This is a genomic window from Serinicoccus sp. CUA-874 (genome assembly GCF_001942225.1).
Lineage (GTDB): Bacteria > Actinomycetota > Actinomycetes > Actinomycetales > Dermatophilaceae > Ornithinicoccus > Ornithinicoccus marinus.
Window position 1 is genome coordinate 24,087 of record NZ_MKJZ01000037.1, and the last position, 18,753, is coordinate 42,839.

General features: G+C 74.3%; 11 protein-coding genes and 4 pseudogenes. 2 read left to right on the plus strand and 13 right to left on the minus strand.

Going from position 1 to position 18,753, the window contains the following annotated elements:
- Positions 1 to 581 precede the first annotated feature (581 nt).
- Positions 582 to 1,526, plus strand: a complete 945-nt coding sequence (locus BJF80_RS14785) for a LysR family transcriptional regulator (RefSeq protein ID WP_022926206.1) — start codon at positions 582 to 584, stop codon at positions 1,524 to 1,526.
- Positions 1,527 to 1,554: 28 nt separating this feature from the next.
- On the opposite strand, the gene BJF80_RS21675 is transcribed toward BJF80_RS14785, so the two are convergent.
- The 11 genes and pseudogenes from BJF80_RS21675 to fdhD form a co-directional block, all read right to left on the minus strand.
- Positions 1,555 to 2,343: a ComEC/Rec2 family competence protein gene (locus tag BJF80_RS21675; RefSeq protein WP_414899301.1), complete on the minus strand. Its 789-nt coding sequence runs from the start codon at positions 2,341 to 2,343 to the stop codon at positions 1,555 to 1,557.
- A gap of 147 nt (positions 2,344 to 2,490) precedes the next feature.
- Positions 2,491 to 3,992: pseudogene (locus tag BJF80_RS17935) on the minus strand (ComEC/Rec2 family competence protein); the annotation flags it as partial.
- Entirely contained in the window at positions 3,989 to 4,309 is a 321-nt protein-coding gene (locus BJF80_RS20520) for a ComEA family DNA-binding protein (RefSeq protein WP_158068549.1), read from the minus strand. The pseudogene BJF80_RS17935 and the gene BJF80_RS20520, both read right to left, overlap by 4 nt.
- 815 nt (positions 4,310 to 5,124) lie before the next feature.
- Complete coding sequence (locus BJF80_RS14805) at positions 5,125 to 5,985, minus strand: DegV family protein (RefSeq protein WP_028131243.1); 861 nt, start codon at positions 5,983 to 5,985, stop codon at positions 5,125 to 5,127.
- A gap of 19 nt (positions 5,986 to 6,004) precedes the next feature.
- Positions 6,005 to 8,934, minus strand: a pseudogene (gene leuS, locus BJF80_RS14810) (leucine--tRNA ligase).
- A 224-nt stretch (positions 8,935 to 9,158) separates the two neighbouring features.
- A complete protein-coding gene (gene rpsT / locus BJF80_RS14815; protein WP_022926210.1) occupies positions 9,159 to 9,425 on the minus strand; it encodes a 30S ribosomal protein S20 in 267 nt (88 codons plus the stop codon).
- Positions 9,426 to 9,637: 212 nt separating this feature from the next.
- Positions 9,638 to 10,378 carry a DNA polymerase III subunit delta gene (gene holA / locus BJF80_RS14820; protein WP_321166421.1) on the minus strand — a complete coding sequence of 247 codons (741 nt, stop codon included), beginning with the start codon at positions 10,376 to 10,378 and terminating at the stop codon, positions 9,638 to 9,640.
- The gene (locus BJF80_RS21290) at positions 10,333 to 10,620 is read right to left on the minus strand and encodes a DNA polymerase III subunit delta (RefSeq protein ID WP_321166422.1); all 288 of its coding nucleotides are present in this window, start codon (positions 10,618 to 10,620) and stop codon (positions 10,333 to 10,335) included. Before BJF80_RS21290 ends, holA begins: the two co-directional genes overlap by 46 nt.
- A 31-nt stretch (positions 10,621 to 10,651) precedes the next feature.
- A complete protein-coding gene (locus BJF80_RS14825) occupies positions 10,652 to 10,900 on the minus strand; it encodes a hypothetical protein (RefSeq protein ID WP_022926212.1) in 249 nt (82 codons plus the stop codon).
- A gap of 222 nt (positions 10,901 to 11,122) precedes the next feature.
- A pseudogene (locus BJF80_RS14830) lies at positions 11,123 to 13,344 on the minus strand (ATP-dependent DNA helicase).
- A 202-nt stretch (positions 13,345 to 13,546) separates the two neighbouring features.
- A pseudogene (fdhD, locus tag BJF80_RS14835) lies at positions 13,547 to 14,394 on the minus strand (formate dehydrogenase accessory sulfurtransferase FdhD).
- Positions 14,395 to 14,527: 133 nt separating this feature from the next.
- On the opposite strand from fdhD, the gene BJF80_RS14840 reads away from it, so the two are divergent.
- A complete protein-coding gene (locus BJF80_RS14840; RefSeq protein WP_022924140.1) occupies positions 14,528 to 15,997 on the plus strand; it encodes a PQQ-binding-like beta-propeller repeat protein in 1,470 nt (489 codons plus the stop codon).
- Positions 15,998 to 16,007: 10 nt separating this feature from the next.
- On the opposite strand, the gene BJF80_RS20525 is transcribed toward BJF80_RS14840, so the two are convergent.
- Together BJF80_RS20525 and BJF80_RS20530 are read right to left on the minus strand one after the other, a co-directional pair.
- Positions 16,008 to 17,711 (minus strand): MGH1-like glycoside hydrolase domain-containing protein, encoded by a 1,704-nt coding sequence (locus tag BJF80_RS20525; protein WP_237767650.1) that lies wholly within the window; start codon positions 17,709 to 17,711, stop codon positions 16,008 to 16,010.
- Positions 17,708 to 18,685, minus strand: a complete 978-nt coding sequence (locus BJF80_RS20530; protein ID WP_237767651.1) for a hypothetical protein — start codon at positions 18,683 to 18,685, stop codon at positions 17,708 to 17,710. Before BJF80_RS20530 ends, BJF80_RS20525 begins: the two co-directional genes overlap by 4 nt.
- Positions 18,686 to 18,753: the final 68 nt, after the last annotated feature.

Below are 18,753 nucleotides of genomic sequence, written 5' to 3' on the forward strand. Positions count from 1 at the left end.
GCGCGCTCGAGCTCGTCAGCCAGCACCTGCACGCTCGGGTCCGGTCGACCCCAGCCGCGGGGGCTGACCCGCGACAGCAGCGCCGGGGTGCGCAGGTTGCGGCGGGTGAGGGCGAGCAGCGGTGCTGCGACGAGCTCCTCCAGCCCGCCGACGCGTCCGCCGCCGGGTCCGGAGCCGCCGTCGGCGTCGGGCCACTCCAGGTCAGGGTGCAGCAGCAGGGTGGCCAGCACAGCCCCGCCGGAGACCGCGCTGAGGCTGCGCAGGGAGCCCAGGACGCCGAGCTCGTCGAGCGCCGCACGGCACCGAGGTGGAACAGGGCGGCGCGGAAGCCGCCCCCGGACAGGCACAGGGCGCTGCCCTGCCTCGGTCGGCGTGCCGACGGCCCGTGATGAGCCGTGGCCCGGGCGGCCTCCAGCTGGGCGAGCACCGGGTCGGCGGGCGGAGGTCCGTGGAACGGGGACTGGTGCGCTGACGCGGGGAGCACGCCTCCAGCAGACCGGCACCGGGTGACGCCGGCGTGAACGACGCGGCGGGTGTCGGCGTCGGGCAGGTGACGACCTGCTGCCAACTATGATCGGGGTATGTTCGACGCCGCAGGGCTGCGCGTGATGCGGGCCATCGCCGACGAGGGGTCTTTCACGGCGGCCGCGGCCTCCCTCGGCTACACCCAGCCCGCGGTCTCCCAGATGGTCCGCCGCCTGGAGCAGCGTGCCGGCACCGCGCTGGTGGAGCGCATCGGCCGGACCGTGCGGCTGACCGAGGCCGGGCAGCTGCTCGCGACCCGTGCCGGCGAGATCCTGGACCGCATCGACGAGGCCGAGGCCGAGGTCATCGCCATCGCCGGGCTCAAGGCCGGCCGGGTGCGGCTCATGGCCTTCCCCTCCTCCTCGGCGACCCTCGTGCCGCGCGCCCTCGCCGAGCTGCGCCGCAGCCACCCCGCCGTCACCGTGCAGTTCAGCGAGGCCGAGCCGCCGGAGTCGCTGGCGGCGGTCCGCGCGGGTGCCGTGGATCTCGCGGTCGCCTTCGCCTACGAGGGGACCGACGCCGGACGCGGCGAGGACGACCTCGACGGGCTGGTCGTCATGGACGTCCTGGACGACCCGGTGATGCTCGTCCTGCCCGGTGACCACCCGCTGGCAGGGCAGGACGAGGTGGACCTGGGCGACCTGTCGGCCGACCGGTGGATCGCGGGCTGCCCGCGCTGCCGTGGCCACCTGCTCACCCTCGCCGACGAGGCCGGCTTCGACCCCGACGTCACCTTCGAGACCGAGGACTACGTCGCCGTCCTCGGCCTGGTCGCGGCCGGGCTCGGGGTCGCGCTCGTGCCGCAGCTGATCCTCTCGACCGTCTCGCACCCGGACGTCGTCGTCCGGCCGGTGTCCCCGCCGTCGCGGCGGACCGTCCAGGTCGTCACCACCCCGGACCTGCAGCGGGTCCCCGCCGTGGCGGCGACCCTCGACGCGCTGTGCCACAGCGCGCGCGACCTGGGCGGCTCGCCCTGCGCGCACGTCACCACCCACGCCTGAGCCCGCTGCCCACGACGCCCTCGGGACCTCACTCCCGCGCGTGCGGCACCAGCCGGCCCTGGGCGTCACGGACGACCGCGACGTCGCCGTGCAGGTCGGTCCGCAGGACCACCGCCCCGGCGTCCGAGAGCAGGCTCAGCACGCCGGGCGCCGGGTGCCCGAAGTCGTTGTCCTCCCCCACCCCGACGAGGGCGATCTCCGGGTCGGCCGCCAGGACCAGCCGCTCGTCCTGCGCCGCCGACCCGTGGTGCGCGACCTTGAGCACGTCGTAGTCGCGCCCCTGGGTCGCAGCCCGCAGCTGCCGCGCGCTCTCCGGCTCCAGGTCGCCGGTGAGGAGCACCGCGGTCCCGCCGACGTCGACGTCCAGCACGACGCTGGCGTTGTTGGCCGCCGAGCCCGCCACCGGTGGCGTCGCGGACGGCCAGAGCACGGTCGCGCGCACGTCGCCGACCTCCCATCGGTCACCGACCCGGGCCGGACGGACGGGTATGCCCTCCTCCGCCAGTGCGGTCAGCGTCGCCTCGGCCACCTGCGGGGGGTCACGCACCGGGGTCACGACTGCCTCCCGCACGCGCGCCTCGCGCAGCACGCCGGGGAGGCCGGCGACGTGGTCGGTGTGGAAGTGGGTGAGCACCAGGAGGTCGACCTGGCGCACACCCAGGTCGCGCAGGCAGGCCGCGACGGCGTCGGGCTCGGGGCCCACGTCCACCACCAGGGCGCGACCGGGGGCGGTGCGCACGGCGAAGGCGTCCCCCTGGCCGACGTCGCACCCGGCGACCACCCAGCCCGGCGGGGGCCAACCGCGCAGACCGGGCACCGGCAGGGCCGAGGCCAGCAGGGCGCAGACGACGGCGGCACCACTCCAGGGGTGCCGCAGGCCGAGCCGGAGCAGGCGGGGGCCGGTGGCCAGCAGGACGACCGTGAGGACGGCGAGCGTCCACGCTCCCAAGGCGCCGTCCCACCACTCGATGCTGCCCAGCGGGGCGCGGGCGCAGAGCCGCGCGATCCGCCCGATCGCCCACGCGGGCACGGCCGCTGCCCAGGCCAGCACCGAGGCAGCCGGGGTGGACAGCGGGGCCAGCAGCGCCGCGAGCAGACCGAGGATCGTGGTGGGCGGCACCAACGGTGCCGCCAGCAGGTTCGCCAGCACGGCCACGGTCGTGATCTCGCCCTGCAGCAGCACGATGACCGGGGCGCAGATCACCTGCGCGGCCAGGGGCACCGCCGCGGCCCGAGCCGGCAGGCCGGCCCACCGCGGGAGCAGTCCGGCCAGCACGAGACCCCAGGGCCGGGCCCACAGCACGAGACCCAGGGTGGCCAGGGTCGAGAGGGCGAAGCCGAAGGAGCGCGCGAGCCACGGGTCGACGCACAGCAGCACGACGACCGCACCACCGAGCAGCGGCAGGCTGGCCCGGCGCCGGCCGTGGGCGAGGGCCACCAGCGCCACACCGCCCATCACCCCGGCCCGGAGCACCGAGGGCTCGGGGCGGCACAGCAGCACGAAGCCGACCAGCCCGGCCAGCACCAGCGGCAGGCGCCACCGACGCGGCGCCCCCGCACGGGCGACCACCAGGCCACGCCGCCGACGACGATCGCGACGTTGCTGCCGCTGACCGCGCTGAGGTGGGTCATGCCGGTGTCGCGCATCGCCTGGGTGAGGTCCGGCGGGGTCAGCGACGTGTCCCCGACGACGAGCCCCGGGACCAGCGCCCGGGCGTCGGTCGGTAGCGGGTCGACCGCCTCGCGGAAGCTCGCGCGCACGTGGTCGACACCCCGCAGCAGCGCCGGCGGTCGCTGGACGACCGTGGGCGGCCCGCGGGGCACGAGCACGGCGACGGCGCGCTCGCCGGGTCGAGCCGGTGACCACCGGCCCGACACCTCGACGACGCTGCGCCACGCCACGGCCCCGTCCGCCCACCCCTGCCCCGCCGTCGCCATGACGACCACCGGCGTCGCCGGTCGCGTCGTCTCGCCGCGGGCGCTGGCGCGCACCACCCGCCCCTCGAGGACGACCAGCGGGTCGCGCTCGTCGGCCCGGGAGACGAGCCGGGGCTCGGTGGTGACGAGCACCTGAGCGGTCGTCACCGCTCCCTCCCCCGCCCAGCCCGGCACCGGCCCGGCCCGCGCGGCGGCCAGGTGCAGGCTCGCCGCTCCCACCACGAGCGCGGTCGCCGCGGCGCAGAGGGCCAGCACGCGGCGCCAACCCCGTGCCGAGGCACCTCGCCGGTGGTGAGAGGTGCCACGCCCAGCCCCTGGTCGCGCCCGGACCACGTGTCGGCGCGACCGGCCGCTCGGCCACCGCGGGACGACCAGGGCCAGCGAGGCGACCAGGGCCACCGAGGCGACGAGGGAGGAGACCCATCGTGGTCCGCCGAGCACCGCCACCAGGACGGCCCAGGCGGTGAGCGCCGGCAGCAGGAGCCGGACGTCGTGCACCGCCTCCTGCTGCGCGTCGCGGGCGCTCATCCAGCGACGGTGACGAGCGGCTCGAGCTGCTCCAGCGTCCGCTCCCCGATGCCGCTCACCTCCAGCAGCTCGGCGACCGCGGTGAAGGCGCCGTGCTCCTCGCGCCACTGCAGGATGCGGCCGGCGGTCACCGGGCCGACGTCCGGCAGCTCCTCGAGGTCGGCCTGGGTCGCGGTGTTGAGGTCGAGCAGCTCCGTCGGTGCCTGCGCCGAGGCCGACCCTGCCCGCTGCGATCCCGGGGCACCGTCGGGCCCCGGCCCGGTCGCTGGCGCCCCCGCCACCCAGCCCGGCGGCGGGTCCTCCCCCGGAGCACCCACCCACACCTGCTCGCCGTCGACGACGGCACGGGCGAGGTTGACCGACCCGGCATCGGCCTCACTCGTGAGCCCGCCCGCCGCGTCGAGGCGTCCACCACCCGGGATCCTGCCTCGAGCTCGACCACACCGGGGGCGGCCACCTGTCCGATGACGTGGACCAGCAGCGGGCCCGGGGCGGTCTCGGCAGCGGTCGCCGCCTGGCCACCCGGTGCCGCACCGGCCGGCGTCGATCCGGCGGGCGAGGACCCGCCCGGCGGCATCGCGGTCGGCTGCACAGCGGCCTCCCCGCCCGCGTCCGGCCCGGGACCCTCCTGGGCGCCGGCGGAGCCGTCCTCGGCCCACCCGGCCGTGGCGGGCACCGCTGTCGCGCGCTGCTCGACCCACCACCAGCGACCGCCGAGGACACCGAGCACCAGGACCACGACCAGGACCATCCCGCCGACCGCGCGGGCGCCGACCCCGATCTGGGCCATGTGACCCGCGCCGGGCACCGCCACGAGCACGCCGTGCGCGGCTGGGTCCGCCTCCAGGTGCGGTTCTGGGTCCGGGTCTGGGTCCCGGCCCCGACCCCGCGCCCCGTCTCCGGGGGTGGTGCGAGTCATCCCGTCCGCCACCGACACCCGGCCCGGCGCCGATGGCCCGACGTCCACGTCGCCGCGTCCGGGACCGCCACCCCTCGTCCCGTCCGGTGCCGCCCGGTGTGCGCGTCGTCGTCCCCCATACGCCGCACGCTAGGAGTCCCGGGCCCGGCTCGGGAGAGGGCGCGTCAGATCTGTGGACGGAAGCGTCGGGCGCCCCAGGGTGTGGACGACGGCTCAGCCGCCGTGGGCCACGACCACACCCAGCGTCCCCGGGCCGGTGTGCACGCCCACCCCGGGGTCCAGCGGTGCCATCTGCGGCTCGACCCCGACCCGCCGGGCCAGCGCGGCCGCGAGGTCGCCCGCAGCCTCCTCGGCCCCCAGCTCGTGCACACCGAGCCGGGGGCGCCCGCCGTCCTCGCGCACCCGCTCGGCCGCCTGCGCGGCGAGGTCGCCGAGCCGGGCCAAGGCGCGGCCCCGGGTGCGCACGCGCTCGGCGAGCACCACCTCCCCGTCGTCCACCCCCAGCAACGGCTTGATCGCCAGGGCCGAGCCCAGGACCGCCTGCGCCCGACCCAGCCGGCCACCCCGGCGCAGGTGCTCCAGGCTGTCGACGTAGAACCACGCCCGCGCCCCGGAGGCCCGCTCCCGGGCCAGGCGCTCCACCTCCTCCAGGCTCCCTCCCTCGCGCGCCAGGCTCGCGGCGTCCAGCGCGGCCCAGCCCAGCGGCAGCCCGACGGTGCGCGCGTCGACCACCCGGACCTCCACCTCATCGGCCAGCTCCTGGGCCGCCAGCCCGGCGGCCTCGGCCGTCCCGCTCAGCCGGCCCGAGAGGTGCACCGACACGACCCGGCGGCAGCCGGTGGCCGCCACCAGTGCGCGGTAACCGGTGACGAACTCCCCCGGCGACACCCGGCTGGTCGTGACCCGCTCGCGTCCGGCGCGCAGCACGTCGACGACCTCGGCCTGCGTGACCTCGCGCGAGTCCCCGCGGCGCCCCTCCACCATGACGTGCAGCGGCAGCACGTGCAGCGGCACGCCGTCCTGCGGACCGGGCGGCAGACAGCTCGCGCTGTCGGTGAGGAGGGCGACGTCCATCGGGCCAGGGTCGGCGTGCTCAGACGACGATGTTGACCAGGCTCGGTGCCCGGACGATCACCTTGCGCACCGGCATACCGTCGAGGAAGCGCTGCACCTTCTCACTGCCCAGCGCCAGCTGCTCCAGGTCCGCCTCGCTGATGTCGGCCGCGACCTCCAGCCGGTCGCGCACCTTGCCCTTGACCTGCACCACCGCGGTGACCGCGTCCTCCACGAGCAGCGCCGGGTCCGCCTCGGGGAAGGCGGCGTAGGTCAGGTCGTCGTGACCGAGGCGCTCCCACAGCTCGGCCGCCAGGTGCGGCGCCACCGGCGCGACCATCTGCACCAGCGGCTCGACCACCGCCCGGGGCACGCGATCCAGCTTGGTCAGCAGGTTGTTGAGCTCGATCATCCGCGCGATCGCGGTGTTGGTGCGCAGCGCGGCGTAGTCGGTCGCCACGGCGTCGATCGTCCGGTGCAGCGCCTTCTCCACCTCGGGGGTGAGTGCGTCGGCGTCGTCGCTGACCGTGACCTCGCCGGTCTCCTCGTCGATGACGTTGCGCCACAGCCGCTGCAGGAACCGCTGGCTCCCGACGACCGCGCGGGTCTCCCAGGGCCGGTACTGCTCCAGCGGCCCCATGCTCATCTCGTAGACGCGGAAGGTGTCCGCGCCGTACTGCTGCACCATGTCGTCCGGGGTCACGACGTTCTTGAGGGACTTGCCCATCTTGCCCTGCTCCTGGGTGACCGGCGCGCCGTTCCAGGTGTATGCCGGTGCTCCCCCGTCGGCGGAGGGGTGCTCCTCCACCTCCGCCGCGGGCACCGGGAAGCCCCGCTCGTCGCGGTAGACGTAGGCCTCGATCATCCCCTGGTTGATGAGCCGACGGAACGGCTCCTCCGAGCTGACGAAGCCCAGGTCGAAGAGCACCTTGTGCCAGAAGCGGGCGTAGAGCAGGTGCAGGACGGCGTGCTCGACACCGCCGACGTAGAGGTCGACGCCGCCGGGGTCCACCGCGCCCGCGGGCGCTCCCGCGACGGTCTCCTCGCGCGGCCCGATCCAGTACTCCTCCACCGCCGGGTCGACCGGTGCCGCGGCGTTGGCCGGGTCCAAGTAGCGCAGGTAGTACCAGCACGACCCGGCCCAGTTGGGCATCGTGTTGGTCTCGCGTCGGACCGGCACCGGGCCGCGCCCGTCGCCGAGGTCCATCGTCGTGTGCACCCAGTCACCGGCGCGCGCCAGCGGCGCCTCCGGCTGGCTGTCGGCGTCGTCCGGCTCGAAGGTCCGCGGCGTGTAGTCCGGCACCTCCGGCAGCGTGACCGGCAGCTGGTCGTCGGGCACGGCGTGCGCGACGCCGTCCTCGTCCCAGACGACCGGGAAGGGCTCGCCCCAGTAGCGCTGCCGGCTAAAGAGCCAGTCGCGCAGCCGGTAGGTCACCGTCGGACGACCGCTCCCGACCCGCTCCAGCCAGGCGATCATGCGCTCCTTGGCCTGCGCGACGTCCAGCCCGTCGAGGCTGACCTCGTCGTTGGCGGAGTTGATCGCGGGCCCCTCGCCGGTGAAGGCCTCGTCCTCGGGGTGGCCCTGCGTCGGCTCGACGGTGCGGACGATCGGCAGGTCGAGGGCACGCGCGAAGTCCCAGTCCCGCTGGTCCTGCCCCGGCACACCCATGACCGCGCCGGTGCCGTAGCCCATGAGCACGTAGTCGGCGACGAAGACCGGGATCGGTCGCCCGGTCGCGGGATTGGTCGCGAACGCCCCGGTGAAGACACCCGTCTTGGTCTTCCCCTCGGTCTGCCGCTCCACGTCGCTCTTGCTCGAGGCCTGCCGCTGGTATGCCGTCACCGCGTCGCGCGGGGTGGCGGCACCGCCGGTCCAGGCCCCCTGCGTGCCGGCCGGCCAGGTGTCGGGCGTGATCTGCTCCACGAGCGGGTGCTCCGGGGCGAGCACCATGAAGGTGGCGCCGAAGAGCGTGTCCGGGCGGGTGGTGAAGACCGTCACCGGCTCGGTGCCGCCGGCGGTCGTCGGCACCGGGAAATCGACTTCGGCGCCGGTGGAGCGCCCGATCCAGTGCCGCTGCATCAGCCGCACCTTCTCCGGCCAGTCCAGCCGGTCCAGGTCGTCGGTGAGGCGGTCGGCATACGCCGTGATCCGCATCATCCACTGTGACAGGCTGCGCCGGAAGACGGGGAAGTCGCCACGCTCGGACTTGCCGTCGATGACCTCCTCGTTGGCCAGCACCGTGCCCAGCCCGGGGCACCAGTTGACCGGCGCCGAGGAGACGTAGGCCAAGCGGTAGCTGTCGAGGACCTCGGCCTGCTCCGCCGCGCTCAGCTCCGCCCAGGGGCGCTCACCGGGCAGCTGCCGCTCCCCGGAGGCGAGCTGCTCCACCAGCTCGGCGATCGGCCTCGCCCGCCCGGGACCCGACTGGCCGGACCCTCCCGCGGTGGCGCGTCGGGGTCGTACCACGAGTCGTGGATCCGCTGGAAGATCCACTGGGTCCAGCGGACGTAGTCCGGGTCGATGGTGGCGAAGGTGCGGCGCGGCTCGTGCGAGAGCCCGATCATCCGCATCTGCCGCCGGTAGGTCGCCATCGCCTCCTCGGTCGTCACCCGCGGGTGCTGACCCGTCTGCACGGCGTAGTGCTCGGCGGGCAGCCCGAAGGCGTCGAAACCCATGGCGTACATGACGTTGGTGCCGGTGGTGCGCAGGAAGCGGGCGTAGACGTCGGTGGCGACGTAGCCGAGGGGGTGCCCGACGTGCATCCCGGAGCCGGAGGGGTAGGGGAACATGTCCATGACGACGCGGTGCTCACGACCGGCGGACAGGCGGGGGTCGTCCGGGTCGGCCCAGGGGCCGGCCGGGTTGGCCGAGGCGAAGGTGTCCTCGCTCTCCCAGCGGTCTTGCCAGCGGCGCTCGATCTGGCCGGCCAGCTCGGCGGTGTAGCGGTGCTGCGGGATGCGCTCGCTCATGCCTGTCTCTCGTCTCGTTCTCGCTGCGGGGTGGCGCTCGTGCTCGGTGCAGACGAAAGCCCCTCACGCAGGAGGGGCTGGCCGCGCTCGCAGGTATGCCGTCTGCTCAGCGCGGCCCGGTCAGGAGAAGCTCGCAGCGGGTCGCCATGGTGCGCCTCATGATAGCGCAGCGGGCGCCCACCCGGTCGGGGTGGACGCCCGCTGCGTCTCGCTGGCGGTCGCGCTCAGGCGCCGAGCGAGTTGAAGCGCTTGGCCATGGCCGACTTCTTGTTGGCGGCCTGGTTCTTGTGGATGACGCCCTTGGAGACGGCCTTGTCCAGCTTGCGCGAGGCGGCCTGGAGGGCCTGCTCGGCAGCGCCGGCCTCGCCACGGTCCGCGGCCTCGCGGAAGCGGCGGACGAAGGTGCGCAGCTCGGACTTGTAGGCGCGGTTGCGCTCGGTGCGCGCGGCGTTGGTCTTGACGCGCTTGATCTGGCTCTTGATGTTTGCCACTGAGAACTTCCTGGTCAGTCGTTGGTCTGCTGTCGTGAGGGCGACACCCGCGCTCCGGCGAACTGGCGTGGGGATGCCTGGCGATGTCCGGCGCACGGGGGTGGTGCGGTGATCTCGCGTGAGGTCCACGAGAGATCCACGAACGCGCACGACCGAGCGCGCACGCAACGGTCAAGGCTAGCAGCGGCCGGCGCCACGCCCAAGTCGGCTCCTCAGCGGTTGCGCAGCCGGCACACGGTCAGCACGACCCGCTCGACCGCGTGCTCGGGGCTGCGCACGGCGGCCTCGGTCCGCAACCCTCCCTTGACGTCGACATCGGCCCGCGCGACCGCCTGGATCGCCGCGCCCAGCCGCTCGCCGTCCCAGCCCTGGCTGGTGCGCCGAGCAGCGTCCACCTGCCAGGGCGCCATCCCGAGGTCGCGGGCCAGCTGTGCCGAGGAGCCGCGGCCGGCGGTCGCGACCTTGCCCACCTGGCGCAGCTGCAGGGCCAGCACGGCCACGATCGGCACCGGGTCGAGCCCTCCGAGCATCGCGTGCCGGAGCAGCGCCATGGCGGCGGCCTCGTCGCCGGTCAGGGCTGCCTCGGCCACTCGGAAGCCGGTCGTCTCGACCTTCTCCCCGTAGTAGGTGGTGACGTCCTCGGTCTCGACGAGCCCGTCCACGTCCCGGATGAGCTGCTCGCAGGCCGAGGCCAGCTCGCGCAGGTCCTTGCCCACGGCCAGCACGAGCGCGCCCACCGCGTCGGGGGCGATCTTGCGCCGGGCCGTCCGGAACTCCTCGGTGACGAAGTCGTGCTTGTCGCGCTCGGTCTTGACCGCCCGGGCCTCGATGACCCGCGCGCCACCCTTCTTGAGCGCGTCGAGGACCCGCTTGCCCCGGTTGCCGGACTTGTGCAGCACCACGAGCGTCACGCCGTCGGCGGGCTGGTCCAGATAGCCCGCGAGGTCCAGCACCAGGCGTCGTCGGCCTCGTCCAGGTCGTGCACCACGATGACGCTCCAGCCGCCGAACAGGCTGGGGCTCGCCTGCACCATGAGCTCGCCGGGCTGGTAGCTCCCCGGGTGGATCCGGACCACCTCCGCGTCCGCCTCCTGCGCGCGGACCGTCACGAGCACCGAGTCGACCGCGCGCTCGGCCCGCAGCTCCTCGGGGCCCGTCACGAGCACGAGGGCGGGGACGTGGGCGTCTGCCGTCATGGGTCACAGCCTGGCACGGCCCACCGACACCTCAGTCCACGGGCGGGAGCGTGGCCCGTGCCCACGTCGACCCACGCGTCTCGACCAGCAGGATCTCGGCGACGTCCGCGCGCCGGACCGCGGCGTTCATCTCGCAGTCCAGCGGCTCCTCGGTGCCGAGGAAGCTGCCCGAGACGACCTGATCTCCCGCGGCCGTGACGAGCACGCCGTCGTACGCCGCACCGGGCTCGGCGCCGGCGATGACGAGGACGGTCTCGGTGCCCCACGGGTGGGCGATCACGCTCAGGCTTGACCTCGGACCCGGGCGGCGCACCCTCCGCCTCGAGCGCCACGCCGGTGCGCCCTGCGTCTCCTCACCGTGGCAGAGGCCGGCACAGAAGTCGCCGTGAACGCGACCGAGTCGCCCGTCGTATGTCCTGGCGCGTCGCCCATCAGACCCGGTCTTCCCGCCGGAGGCCCACCAGTGACGGGGGTCCTTCCGATCCTCCGGCGGGAGGACCGATCAGCGGCCGCCGGCGTCCGCACCCTCCAGCTCCAGCCCGAGCTGGTTGAGGCGCGCGGCCACCTGGTCCGGGGCCAGCCCGAGGTGCTCGGCGAGCTCGACCAGCTCGACGCCCGAGTCCACGCCGTCGCGCAGCTCCTCGTCCTGCTCGGTGCTCCACGCATGCCCACCGGTCACGGCCGTCCTCGGGGAGCGTGCGACCGGCACCGCAGTGCCGCTCCCCACCAGCGGCGCCCCACCGAGGCCCCGTGCGCCGGGCTCGGCCACGGGGACCGGCTCGGGCGCCGTCTCGTCGAGCCGCCGCAGCGCACCCAGGACCAGCTTGGTGTCGGTGGTGGGCCAGAACGGCGGCAGCGAGCGCTGCAGGAAGCCGGCATACCGCGCGGTCATCATCCGTGAGTCGAGGAAGGCGACGACCCCCCGGTCGTCGCCCCGTCGGATGAGCCGGCCGGCCCCCTGGGCCAGGCGCAGCGCCGCGTGCGTGGCGGAGACCGCCATGAAGCCGTTGCCGCCCATCCGACCGATGGCCTCGGTGCGCGCCGAGGTCAGCGGGTCGTCGGGGCGGGGGAACGGGATGCGGTCGACGAGGACGAGCTGGCAGGCCGACCCGGGCACGTCGACCCCCTGCCACAGCGAGAGCGTCCCGAACAGGCAGGTGCTCGCCTCACCGGCGAACTCGCGCACCAGCGTCGGCAGCTGGTCCTCGCCCTGGCAGCGCACCGTGATGTCGGTGTCCGCGAGCCGGCCCCGCATCTCCTCAGCCGCGGCCTCGGCCGCGCGCCGGGAGCTGAAGAGCCCCAGCGTGCGCCCGCCGGCCGCGCGCACGAGCGCCTCGATCTCGTCGAAGACGACGGTGCCCGCGCCGTCCCGGCCTGGCGGCGGGAGGTGCTGGGCGACGTACGCGATCGCCTGCTGGGGGTAGTCGAACGGGGAGCCGACGTCGAGCCCCTCCCACGCCGGCGCGCCCACTCCCCGCAGCCCGATGGTCCCGGCGACGGCGTCGAAGGTGCCCCCGAGCTCCAGGGTGGCCGAGGTGAGGACCACGGTGCGCTCGTCGAAGATCTTGTCGCGCACCATCATCGCCACGCTCATCGGTGCGACCCGCAGCACGCTTCCCCGCCGCTGGTCGTGGCTGATCCACACGACGTCGAGCTCGGCCTCGCCGAGCACCCGCTCGCTGGTGTCGAAGACGTCCTGCACCGCCGCGAGCGCGACCTGGGTGCCGCCGTCCGGCTCGGCACCCTTCTCCGGCTTCAGCTCGGTCAGGGTCGCGCGGGCGGCGTCGCGGACGAGCTGCAGCGCGGTGACCAGCGCTCGGGCAGCTGGCCCAGCGTGCCCTCGGGCGTGTCGGCGAGGGCGGCCTCGAGCAGCTCGGCGGTCTCGGCCAGCCGCTCGGCGGCGTCGTTCTTGCCGGCCCGTCTGGCCGCCGCCGACACGGTGGAGGAGGCGAGCTCGTCGGTGATCGTCGAGGTGACCCGGTCGGTCAGCTCGTGCGCCTCGTCGATGACGAGCAGGTCGTGCTCGGGCAGCATGAACCGCCCCTCGAAGGCGTCGATCGCCATGAAGCTGTGGTTGGTGACGATGACGTCCACCTCGGCGGCAGCCGCCCGGGAGCGCTCGACGAAGCACTCGGCGACCACGGGGCAGCGGCTGCCGAGGCACTCGTGCGCGGTCACCGACACCTGCCGCCACGCCCGGTTGGTCACGCCCGGCACCAGCTCGTCCCGGTCTCCGGACTCGGTGACCTCCGACCACTCACGCAGCCGGGTCACCTCGTCGCCGAGCCGGGACCGCTCCCGGTCCACCTGGCCCATCGCGAGCAGCGCGTCCTCGTCGTCGTCCGGGAAGCCGCCGACGAGCTTGTGCTGGCACAGGTAGTTGGAGCGGCCCTTGACCAGCCCGAACGTCGGCCGTCGCCCGAGCAGCGGCTCGAGGGCCTCCGCGATCCGGGGCAGGTCCCGGTCGACGATCTGCGCCTGCAGCGCGAGCGTGGCAGTGGCGATCACGGCGGGCTTGCCGGTGCGGACGGCGTGCGCGATGGCGGGCACGAGGTAGGCCAGCGACTTGCCGGTGCCGGTACCGGCCTGGACGAGCAGGTGCTCCTCCCGCTCGACCGCGCGCTCGACCGCCCTCGCCATCTGCAGCTGTCCCGGTCGGTCGCTGCCGCCGACGCCCCCGACGGCCGCCCGGATCAGGGCGTCGAGGTCGTCGGTCGCGGGCATGGAGCCAGGGTATGCCGTGGCGCCCACGCCCGGCGCCACCGTCCACAGGCCGGGCCGAGCGCCCCGGTCGGTGCCCCTGCCCACGGCGCCTGAGCAGAGAAGCACGCTCGGCGCAGGGGTTGCTGCACCTGTCTCGGGCACCCTTCTCTGCTCAGCTGGGGTGCGGGGGCCACGGAGCTGCCCTCGCCTGCCCCCGCCCTGCTCAGGCCCCGACGGCCAGGACGCGCCCGGCGCCGGTGTAGACGTTGAGGCTCTCGCCGCGGTTGAAGCCGACGAGCGTCATCCCGGTCTCCTCGGCGAGCTCGACGGCGAGCGAGGAGGGGGCGGAGACCGCCGACAGCATCGGTATGCCGGCCAGCGCCGCCTTCTGCACCAGCTCGAAGGACGCCCGTCCGGACACCTGCAGGACCGCGCCGCGCAGCGGCATACCCCGTCGCGCAGGGCCCACCCCACGACCTTGTCGACGGCGTTGTGCCGCCCGACGTCCTCGCGCAGGCAGGCCAGGCCCAGCTCGCCGTCGTCGCCGGGTAGGAACAACCCCGCGGCGTGCACCCCACCGGTCCGGTCGAAGACGGTCTGCGCCTCCCGCAACCGCTCCGGCAGGGCCAACAGCTCCGCCAGCGGGTATGCCGTCGTGTCGGCCCGGAGGTCGTGCGTCCCGGTGCGGCGCACCGCCTCGATCGAGGCGGTGCCGCACACGCCGCACGAGGAGGAGGTGTAGACGTGCCGCTCCAGGGACGGGTCCGGTGGCGCGACGCCCTCGGCGAGCTGCACGTCGACGACGTTGTAGTCCCGCAGCCCGTCGGCGCCGATGCCCGAGCGGTAGTCGATCTGGGCGACGTCCGCCCAGGACCCCACGACCCCCTCGCCGTGCAGGAAGCCCACGGCGAGGTCGAAGTCGTCACCGGGGGTGCGCATCGTCACCGAGAACGACCGGCCGCCGACCCGGATCTCCAGCGGCTCCTCCCCCGCCACGACGTCGGCCCGGTCGCGCTGCGTCCCGTCCGCGAGCAGCCGCCGCACCCGCCTGCGCTGGGTGACCCTCGCCATGGCTCCACGCTAACGGTCCGCGCCGCCGCCCACCGCACAGACCCCGGACGCCTGAGCCACCTCCTCGCCCGCAGGTATGCCGACCCTGTGGACAACTTCTGCGACCGCGCCCGACCTGTGCTGGGCTGTCGCCATGGGGAACCGCACGCCACTGACCGCAGCAGCCCTGCTCGCCGTCGTGCTCGCCGCCTGCACCGGCAGCCCCGGCGAGACCGACGCCACCACCTCCACCGAGCCGACCCGCGACGACGCGGCGTCGACCTCGCGCGCCCCCGACGACCCCGCCGCCACGACCACCTCCGGCCCACCCGTGGCCGAGCCCGCCGAGCAGCAGTGGCAGATCGTCACGCAGCCGATGTCCGCACCGGTGGTGGAGGGCTCGACGGTGCTCTACTACGCCTTCGTCGCCGAGGCGATGCAGCTCGTCGCGGTCGGCGCGGCCGACGGGGAGGTCCGCTGGCGGGCCCCGGCGACGATGTCCTCGGCCGTCACCGGAGTCGGGGCGCGCGTGCGGGTCGTCGACGGGCAGGTGGTCCTGCTCAGCCCGGCCGAGGGTGGCTCGTCACGCCTCGCACGACTCGAGGTCCGTGACCCAGAGTCCGGTGACGTGCTCGTGCGGACCGACCCGCAGGAGTTCGCCGACCTGCCGGAGCGGTGCGCCGCGGACGAGGACCGCGTGTGTGCCCAGGTCTACCGCGGCGGCCCGTCCGTGGACGTCCGGCTGACCGACGACGGCACGCTCCAGGACGCCCCCGCCGAGGGCCTCCCCGGCTGGCAGGACATCGGCTCGCTCGGGATGGCCCGCGAGACCGGGCAGCACATCGGCCGGGTGGTGGACGGTGAGCTGCTGTGGGACCTCGACCTGGGCGAGGTGATCGCCCAAGGGGCCTCGACCAACACGGGATGGACCTTCCAGGACGTCCTCGACGAGGAAGTGATCGTGGCCTCGGTGGGCACCCGCGACGCGTGGTCCGGCGACACCGTGACCATCGACGTGACCGACTACGCCGCCTTCGCCCTCGATCCCGCCGACGGGACCCTCGTCTGGAAGGAGGAGAGCACGGACGCCTTCTGCGACATCGCCGTGCCGGACCGCGAGCCGGCGGACGAGCCGCTGCTCGCGTGCCGGTGGAACTCCGGCACCGTGGTGGCCGGGGACGGCGACGTGGAGGCGGAGGACCTCGACGTGGAGCTCGTCCGCCTGGACCCGCGCTCGGGCGAGACGCTCTGGCAGCTCCCGCTGGGTGACGCGGAGGGACAGCTCGACGGCTGGCGCCCCGTCGTGCTCCCCGGGACCGAGGGCACCGCCGTGGTCGGCACCGGCGAGGACGCGCTCGTCGTGGACCTGGAGACCGGCGAGGCGAGCCCGGCGCCGGAGGACCTGGTCACCTGGGACGACGGCGCCGGTTCGGTCGACGTGCTGACCCTCGGCGAGCGCCGCAGCGTCAGCCGAGTGGGCGTCGTCGACCCCAGCACGCCCGACGGCTCGGACACCGTCACCTGGCCGCTGGCCATGCACGTCGGCGCCGAGGTGGAGGTGGACGGCACCGAGCTGCGGGTCGTCTCCCAGGACCACTCGGTCACCGCCTACCGCTCACCCTGAGCGCCACGCGTCAGCGGTTCGGTATGCCGTCCGGCGCGCAGATGAAGTGCGCCACGAGCGCGGTCCAGCCGGTCTGGTGCGAGGCACCGAGGCCGCGACCGTCGTCGCCGTGGAAGTACTCGCTGAAGGTCGGGTGGGCGTCCCACAACGGCCCGGTCGGGTGGTGCCGCGGCGTACTGGGCCGCCGCCCGTCCGGCCCGGGGCGGAAGAGCGAGACCAGCCGCTCCTCGACCTGGTGCGCGACCTGCTCCATCCCCATCCGGCGCCCTGACCCGGTGGGGTACTCCACCTCGACCCCGGCCCCGGCACCGCGGCCGTAGATCCGCAGGGCGTCCAGCAGCAGCGCGTTGACCGGCAGCCAGACCGGTCCGCGCCAGTTGGAGTTGCCCCCGAACATCCCCGAGTCGGACTCGCCGGGCACGTAGCGCAGCGACAGGTGGTGCCCCGCGATGGCGACCTCGACCCCGTCGCGGTGCGCCGCGGACAGCGAGCGGATCCCGTGCGGCCCGAGGAACTCGCCCTCGTCGAGCAGCGGCGCCAGCAGCGCCTGCCACTGGTCCCGGGAGATGAGCGACAGGGTGCGCAGCGCATACCCGCGGTGGTTGGTGTGGATGAGCGCGTCGGCGAGCTCGGGGCGCCGTTCGGTCCATCCCTGGAAGAAGTCGGTGAGGTCCGGCAGCTCGGTCGCCACCCAGTTCGGGACGATCGAGATGCCGGTGAGCGGCAGCAGCCCGACCATCGAGCGCACCGGCATCCGGTGCGCGGTGCCGTCGTCAGCGACGAGCACGTCGTGGAAGAACTCGTCCTCGGCGTCCCACAGCGAGGTGTGGTGCGTGCCGAAGTCGTCCAGCGCCTCGGCGATCGCAAGGAAGTGCACGAGGAACTTGGTGGACACCTCGTCCCACGCGTCGTCCTCGCGCGCCAACTCGGCCGACATCCGCAGCATCTTGAGGCAGAACATCCCCATCCAGGCCGTGGCGTCGGCCTGCTCCAGCCGCTGCCCGCCCGGCAGCGCCTCGCTGCGGTCGAAGAGCCCGACGTTGTCCATGCCGAGGAAGCCGCCCTCGAAGACGTTGGAGCCCTCGGAGTCCTTGCGGTTCACCCACCACGGGAAGTTGAGCAGCATCTTGAGCACGATCCGCTGCAGGAAGTCGCGGTCCCGCCCGCCGTCGATGCTGTAGACCTGCCACGCGGCCCAGGGGTGCACGGGCGGGTTCACGTCGGAGAAGTTCCACTCGTAGGCCGCCAGCTGACCGTTGGGGTGCATCACCCACTCGCGGCACATGAGCAGCAGCTGCCACTTGGCGAAGAACGGGTCGACGTGGGCGAGGGCGACGCAGTGGAAGGCGAGGTCCCAGGTGGCGAACCAGGGGTACTCCCACTCGTCGGGCATCGAGATGACCTCGGCGAGGTTGACGTGCCGCCAGCGGGTGTTGCGGCCGGACTGTCGGGTATGCCGCTGCGGTGGGGGCGGCGGCTGCGCCGGGTCTCCCTCGATCCAGCGACGCAGGTCGTAGAGGTAGAGCTGCTTGCCCCACTGCAACCCCGCGAAGGCGCGGCGCGCGATCAGGGTGTCTTCCTCGCTGGTGCCGGCGGGGATCACCGCGGCGTAGAACGCGTCGCACTCCCGGCGGCGAGCGGCGAGGACGTCCTCGAATCCCGCTGCGGGGGAAGGCTCCCCGTCCAGATCGGTCAGCCGTAGCCGGACCGTCACGCTCGCACCCGGCGCGACCTGTTCAAAGGCCCACCACAGGGCCGCCTTGGTGCCCTCCTGGTCCGGGTTGGTGGCGTCGGCGTGCCCGTGGACGACGGCCCTGTTGATCGCGTCCTTGGGGTAGGCCGTCGTCCCCTCCCGGACGGCGCCCTCGCCGTAGAGCGCGGCGACGTTGGTCTCGTTGTCGCAGAAGAGAAGTCGGGCTTGCGCACCCTCGCGCCCGGGCCCGCCGACCCCGAGAGCCGCACCCGACCCAGCTCGTGGTGCTCGCCGACGATCGCGACGTCATACCCCTCGCGCGGGTCGCCCGCCCACAGCCGCGGACGACGTTCGTCGAGCCCCCAGCTCCACGTGTTGCGGAACCACAGCTGCGGGACCAGGTGCAGCGCAGCGGGATCCGGCCCGTGGTTGGTGGCGGTGATCTCGACGCAGATGTCGCTCGGGCTGGCCTTGGCGTGCGTGACCTGGACGTCGAAGAAGCGGTCCTCGTCGAGCACCTGGGTGTCGGCGAGCTCGTACTCCTCATCGGCCACGCCGCGCTCGCCGTTGACGCGGACCAGCTCCTCGTAGGGGAAGGCCGCCTGCGGGTAGCGGTAGAGCCACGACGCGTAGCTGTGGGTCGGCGTCCCCTCCAGCGCCCACCAGTACTCCTTGACGTCCTCGCCGTGGTTGCCCTGCGGGTTGGTCAGGCCGAAGAGCCGCTCCTTGAGCCGGTCGTCCCGGCCGTTCCACAGCGCGAGCCCCAGGTTGAGGAAGCCGTCGACGTCGCACAGCCCGGCCAGGCCGTCCTCGCCCCAGCGGTAGGCGCGCAGGTGGGCGTGGTCGAAGGGAAGGTGCTCCCAGGCGTTGCCGTCGGCGGAGTAGTCCTCCCGGACCGTCCCCCACTGCCGGGCCGAGACGTAGGGCCCCCAGTGCCGCCAGGCGGCGCGCGAGTCGTCGGAGTCGGCGAGGCGGTCGTGCTCAGCGGTGCTCACGGCCGCCAGCGTGCCACACGCGCGCCGTCGTCAGCCCACACGGTGAGGCCCCGGCAGGACGGCCCACG

Excerpts from the sequence above, each read along its gene's own strand:
- BJF80_RS14785 (WP_022926206.1), top strand. The coding sequence starts at position 582 with ATGTTCGACGCCGCAGGGCTGCGCGTGATGCGGGCCATCGCCGACGAG.
- BJF80_RS14805 (WP_028131243.1), bottom strand. The coding sequence starts at position 5,985 with ATGGACGTCGCCCTCCTCACCGACAGCGCGAGCTGTCTGCCGCCCGGT.
- BJF80_RS21290 (WP_321166422.1), bottom strand. The coding sequence starts at position 10,620 with ATGACGGCAGACGCCCACGTCCCCGCCCTCGTGCTCGTGACGGGCCCC.
- BJF80_RS14840 (WP_022924140.1), top strand. The coding sequence starts at position 14,528 with ATGGGGAACCGCACGCCACTGACCGCAGCAGCCCTGCTCGCCGTCGTG.